Consider the following 6,017-nt stretch of genomic DNA (forward strand, 5'->3'; position numbering starts at 1 on the left):
CCTGACTTATCCTCCCCCGCTCCGCAGGGGAGGATAAGTCAGGCCCGCCCCACCCGCTTGATCTCCCAGTTCAGCTGAACCCCGGTCTTGGCCAGCACGTCCGCGCGCACCGCCTCGCCCAGGCCCTCGATGTCGGCCGCCGTGGCCTCGCCGGGGTTGATCATGAAGTTGGAATGCAGCTCGCTGAACTTGGCCCCGCCGCCGGTCACGGCGTGCAGCTTGCCGCGCCAGCCCGCCTCGTCGACCAGCTTCCACGACGAATGGCCCTCGGGGTTCTTGAAGGTCGAGCCGCCGGTCTTCTCGCGGATCGGCTGGGTCTGTTCGCGGCGGCTGGTGATCTCGTCCATCCGGGCCTGCACGGCCTCGGGCGCGTCCGGCGTTCCGCGATAGACCGCCTCGACCCAGATGATCTCCGCCGGAGCCTCGGTATGGCGATAGGTGTAACCAAAGTCGGCCAGCGCATAGTCCACCCGCTCGCCTCGCCGGTTCAGCCCCCAGGCCGACACCAGCACGTCCTTCGTCTCGGCCCCGTAACAGCCGGCGTTCATCGTCAGGGCGCCGCCGATGGTGCCCGGAATCCCGGCATAGAACTCCAGCCCGGCGATCCCCGCCCTGGCCGACGCCTTGGCGACCATGCTGTCCAGCGCGCCTGCGCCCGTCGTGATCGTGTCGCCCTCGGCCGTCACCTGCGCCCACGGACGCCCCGCCAGCCGCACCACCACACCCTCGATCCCGCCGTCGCGCACGATGACGTTCGAACCGACGCCCAGCACCATCACCGGCACGCTGTCCGGCAGCGCCTTCAGGAAATCCGCCAGATCGTCGGCGTCCGCCGGAATAAACAGCGCCTCCGCCGCCCCGCCGACCCTGAACCAGGTGTACGGCCCCAGCGGCTCGTCCCGCAGCAGCTTGCCCCGCACGGTCGGAAGGTTGTCGATCCAGTTCATCTATACTTCCCGCTCATCCCGGCGGACACCGGGATCCAGTCCTGTGGCCGCATCCGGCCGTCATGTCGCGATGTAGAGCGGCCAAGCGTCGTCGTGAAGCTCTCACGGCATCCCGGCGTCCACTGGGATGAGCGGTCAGTCGCCGCCGTCCTGGTTCGACACCATCCCCGCCGCGCGCGGGTCGGTCGCGTCACTCTCATGCTCGGGCAGACCGTCGCACAGCTGCAGCCACGGTAGCCTGGACTCCACGCCATAGTGGACCTCCAGCCGCACGTCCTCGGGCCGGTCCAGCGAGCCGATGGTCACGCAGTTCCAGTCGCCCTTGTCGTATCCGAAATACAGCGGCGTCCCGCAGTCCCGGCAGAAGCCCCGCCGCGCCACGTTCGAGCTGCGATAGAAGGCCGGCTGCCCCTTGGTCCACGTCAGCTCATCCTTGTGGACCCCGGTCAGCCCGGCGAAGACATTGCCCGCCGCCCGCTGGCACATCCGGCAATGACAGAAATGCGTCCCCGACGGCGCCACGGCCAGCTCATACCGAACCTTGCCGCACTGACATCCGCCGGTGACCGCCATTACCCCAGCGCCTCCAGCTGCGCCGGCAGGGCGTAGGCCCAGCTGGTGATGTCGCCGGCGCCCAGCAGCACGACCAGGTCGCCCGGCTTTGTCTCGTCCTTGATCACGCGCGGCAGGACGGCGGCGTTCTCCAGCGCGGCGACGTTGCGGTGGCCGAAACGGCGGACGCCCTCGACCAGGGCGTGCTTGTCCACGCCCTCCAGCGGTTGCTCTCCCGCCGGATAGACGTCGGCGACCAGCACGGCGTCCGCGTCCGAGAAACAGGTCGAGAACTCTTCCATCAGGTCGCGCAGGCGGGTGTAGCGGTGCGGCTGGACCACGGCGATGACCCGGCCCGGCGCGTCGGCCGACTGCACCACCTGACGCGCGGCCTTCAGCACGGCGGCGATCTCGACCGGGTGGTGGCCGTAATCGTCAATGACGCGCACGCCGTCGACCACGCCCGTGGTGGTGAAGCGCCGCTTGACCCCGCCGAACCCGGCCAGGCCCGTTCGGATCGCGTCGTCGTCCACGCCGATCTCGCGCGCCACGGCGATGGCCGCCAGGGCGTTGGATACGTTGTGCCAGCCGGCCATGGGCAGATACAGACCCTCGATCCGGGTCGGCTCGTCCAGCGCGGCCAGGCCCTGCTTCTGGACCAGCACGTCGAACCGCGCGCCGTCCGGGCTCATCTGCACATTGTCGGCGCGGACCATCGCCTGCGGGTTCAGGCCATAGGTGACCAGTCGGCGGTTATCGATCTGGGCCGCCAGCTTCTGCACCTCCGGATGGTCCAGGCAGACCACGCCGAAGCCGTAGAAGGGGATGTCCTCGATGAAGTCGCAGAACGCCTTCTTCACCGCATCAAAGTCGCCGTAGTGGTCCAGATGCTCGGGATCGATGTTGGTGATGATCGCCACGGTGCATTTCAGGCGCAGGAAGCTGCCGTCGCTTTCATCCGCCTCGACCACGATCCAGTCGCCCTCGCCGACCTTGGCGTTGGTGCCATAGGCGTTGATGATGCCGCCGTTGACCACCGTCGGGTCCAGCGCGCCCGCATCCAGCAGTGCAGCGACCATCGAGGTTGTCGTTGTCTTGCCGTGAGTGCCCCCCACGCCGATCGAGAATTGCAGCCGCATCAGCTCGGCCAGCATCTCGGCCCGCCGCACCAGCGGAATGCGCCGCTCGCGCGCCACGACCAGTTCGGGGTTCGCCGCCTTGACCGCCGTGGAATAGACGACGGCCGACACGCCTTCGGTCACATGGGCCGCGTCGTGGCCGATGTAGATGCGCGCGCCCAGCTTCTCCAGTCGCTCGGTGTTGGCGCTGGCCTTGGCGTCCGAGCCCTGCACCTGATAGCCGATCTTCAGCATGATCTCGGCGATGCCGCTCATGCCGATGCCGCCTATGCCGACGAAGTGGACGGGACCGAGGTCGAACGGAACGGGGCGAAGGCGACGGATCATGACGGCGCCTTAGCAAGGCTTCGCCCCGATTGCACGACCCTCGTTTCCTTCTCCCCTTGCGGGAGAAGGTGGCGGCCGCAGGCCGACGGATGAGGGGTCGCCCAACGCCGGCTCAGAAATTCCGCAGATCGGACTTCGGACCCCGGCTCGACCCCTCATCCGTCTCGCTCCGCGAGCCACCTTCTCCCGCAAGGGGAGAGGATAGTGGTCCGCGGTTACTCCGCCTTAACCGTAACGATTCACCGTAAGCGCCTTATCAGTCCGAGGCCGCTTTCCATGTCCGTGTTGAAGACCGACGTCATCCTACGGGGCGACTGCATCGAGAAGCTCAAGGGCCTGCCGGACAAGTGCGTCGACATGGTCTTCGCCGACCCGCCCTATAATCTGCAACTGGGCGGAGACCTGCTGCGTCCCGACAATTCCAAGGTCGATGCGGTCGACGACGACTGGGACAAGTTCGCCAGCTTCGCCGAATACGACGCCTTCACCCGCGCCTGGCTGGGCGAATGCCGCCGCGTGCTCAAGGACGAGGGCTCGCTTTGGGTCATCGGCAGCTATCACAACATCTTCCGCCTGGGCGCGGCGATGCAGGACCTGGGCTTCTGGGTGCTGAACGACATCATCTGGCGCAAGTCGAACCCGATGCCGAACTTCAAGGGCACCCGGTTCACCAACGCGCACGAGACCCTGATCTGGGCCGCCAAGTCGCGCGAGCAGAAACGCTACACCTTCAACTACGACGCCATGAAGGTCTTCAACGAAGACACCCAGATGCGCTCGGACTGGACCCTGGCCCTGTGCACCGGCCAGGAGCGGATCAAGGACGAGAACGGCGACAAGGCCCATCCGACGCAAAAGCCAGAGGGCCTGCTGCACCGGGTCATCCTGTCGGCCAGCCGCCCGGGCGACGTCATCCTGGACCCCTTCTTCGGCACCGGCACGACGGGCGCCGCGGCCAAGCGGCTGGGCCGTCATTTCATCGGCATCGAACGTGACGAGGGCTACGCCAAGGTCGCCGAAAAACGCATACAGGCCGTCATCCCCACCGCCCCGGAGGATCTGGTCGTCACCGGCTCCAAGCGGGCCGAGGTCAAGGTGCCGTTCGGCGCCCTGGTCGAGGCCGGCCTGCTGGCCCCCGGCGACAAGCTGTACTGCCCCAAGGGCCAGCGCGAGGCGCGCGTCCGCGCCGACGGCTCGCTGGTGTCCGGCGAGATGACCGGCTCGATCCACAAGCTGGGAGCCCTGCTGGAGAACGCGCCGGCCTGCAACGGCTGGACCTACTGGCGGTTCAAGACGGACACGGGGCTGCGCCCGATCGACGCCCTGCGCGCCGAAATCCGCGCTGGGATGCAATAACCCAGGCTTTTCAGTAAGCCCCCAACAAGGCTGACGAATTTCAGCGGCCCCGCTGGAACTTGCGGAACATCTTCCTGTTTGGCCTTCGGTCGTCCCGCGCGCGGACGGTTGGAGCCCTCGACATGAAGATCGCCCAGGTCACCCCCCTGTACGAAGCCGTCCCGCCGCGTCTGTATGGCGGGACTGAGCGCGTGGTGGCGCATCTGACCGACGCCCTGGTGGACCTGGGCCATGACGTCACCCTGTTCGCCAGCGCCGACGCCGAGACGCGCGCCCGCCTGATCGCCGTGCGCGATCAGGCCATCCGCCTGGACCCCGCGCCGCTGAAGTCGGACCTGGCCGCCCACATGACCATGCTGTCCGAGGTGCTGGCCCGCGCGGACGATTTCGACGTGATCCATTTCCATACGGACATGGTGCATTTCCCCTTCTTCGAGCGGTTTGCGGACAAGACGGTCACCACCCTGCACGGCCGTCTGGACCTGAAGGATCTGGCCGAGGTCTATGACCGCTGGGGTCAGTTCGCCCTGGTCTCCATCTCCGACGACCAGCGCCGCCCCCTGCCCCACGCCAATTGGGAGGCGACGGTCCATCACGGCATGCCGGGCGACCTGTATCGCTTCTCGCCGCGCAGCGAGGGCTATCTGGCCTTCCTGGGCCGCATCTCACCGGAAAAGCGGCCCGACCGCGCCATCGAAATCGCCACCAAGCTGGGCAAGCGGCTCAAGATCGCGGCCAAGGTCGACGCCGCCGACTCCGTCTATTGGGAAAAGACCATCCGCCCGATGGTCGAGAACAACCCACTGGTCGAATTCGTCGGCGAGATCGGCGACCATCAGAAATCCGAATTCCTGGGCGGCGCCGACGCCCTGCTGTTCCCCATCGACTGGCCCGAGCCGTTCGGTCTGGTGATGATCGAGGCCATGGCCTGCGGCACGCCGGTCGTCGCCTTCCGCTGCGGCTCGACGTCAGAAATTATCGAGGACGGGGCCACCGGTTTCCTGGTCGATACGCTGGAGCAGGCCGTGGCCGCCGCTGGCCGGGCCCCCCTGCTGGACCGCGAGGCGATCCGCGCCCGGTTCGACCTGCGCTTTTCGGCCACCGCCATGGCCCGTCGCTATCTGGACGTCTACGGCGACCTGCTGGCCCGCCGCCCCTTCGCCGCGCCCAGCCTGACGGACGTCGCCGAGCCCCCGCTGGTCGTCGCCAACGAACCCCGCAGTTTCGCAGCGCTGGCGTAAGTCACCCTTCTCCCCTCGGGGAGAAGGGCGCCGCGTCCCTGAACCTAATCCCGCTCCCGCCATTATTCCCCCAGCGGCCATCAAGCGTCCGCATTCGAGTGGAACGCTCCGGATGATCCCGACAGACCCCTGACGAGGAAATCGATGGACGACGCCTATTCGGTCCAGACCACGGCGCTGGAAGCGGCCAGCGAGCCCGACACCACCGAGCAACTTCAGGCGCTCAAGTCCGGCGACGCCTTCCTGGTGGCCGACGGCTGGGGGGACATAAAGGACGGCGCGGACGGCCTGTTCGACAACGACACCCGCATTTTGTCCCGGTTCGTCATGCGCGCTGGCCCGTCGCGTCCGTCGCGGCTCAGCTCGGGCGTGTCGCGCGACAATGTCTTTTTCACCTGCCATTCGACCAACCGCCCCCGCAAACGCCCATACAATGCGAGGTTTCAGCCAGGAGG

General features: G+C 67.3%; 6 protein-coding genes. 3 read left to right on the forward strand and 3 right to left on the reverse strand.

The annotated features are described in order from the left end of the window. Positions 1-38 precede the first annotated feature (38 nt). The 3 genes from murB to murC all read right to left on the reverse strand — a co-directional run bounded on the left by murB (position 39) and on the right by murC (position 2,965). Positions 39-947 (reverse strand): UDP-N-acetylmuramate dehydrogenase, encoded by a 909-nt coding sequence (gene murB / locus EON91_RS13850; protein WP_292095897.1) that lies wholly within the window; start codon positions 945-947, stop codon positions 39-41. Between the two features lie 135 nt (positions 948-1,082). Further along, a complete protein-coding gene (locus EON91_RS13855) occupies positions 1,083-1,520 on the reverse strand; it encodes a GFA family protein (RefSeq protein WP_292095899.1) in 438 nt (145 codons plus the stop codon). Beyond that, the gene (gene murC / locus EON91_RS13860; protein ID WP_292095901.1) at positions 1,520-2,965 is read right to left on the reverse strand and encodes a UDP-N-acetylmuramate--L-alanine ligase; all 1,446 of its coding nucleotides are present in this window, start codon (positions 2,963-2,965) and stop codon (positions 1,520-1,522) included. Before murC ends, EON91_RS13855 begins: the two co-directional genes overlap by 1 nt. 276 nt (positions 2,966-3,241) lie before the next feature. Between murC and EON91_RS13865 the strand changes: the two genes are divergently transcribed. The 3 genes from EON91_RS13865 to EON91_RS13875 form a co-directional block, all read left to right on the forward strand. Then, positions 3,242-4,321, forward strand: a complete 1,080-nt coding sequence (locus EON91_RS13865) for a site-specific DNA-methyltransferase (protein ID WP_292095903.1) — start codon at positions 3,242-3,244, stop codon at positions 4,319-4,321. A gap of 122 nt (positions 4,322-4,443) precedes the next feature. Then, positions 4,444-5,562, forward strand: a complete 1,119-nt coding sequence (locus EON91_RS13870) for a glycosyltransferase family 4 protein (protein WP_292095904.1) — start codon at positions 4,444-4,446, stop codon at positions 5,560-5,562. A 144-nt stretch (positions 5,563-5,706) separates the two neighbouring features. Beyond that, on the forward strand, positions 5,707-6,017 hold a 311-nt coding region (locus tag EON91_RS13875), incomplete at its 3' end, for a glycogen debranching N-terminal domain-containing protein (protein ID WP_292095905.1).

The sequence above is a fragment of the Brevundimonas sp. genome (genome assembly GCF_004210735.1).
Classification (GTDB): domain Bacteria; phylum Pseudomonadota; class Alphaproteobacteria; order Caulobacterales; family Caulobacteraceae; genus Brevundimonas.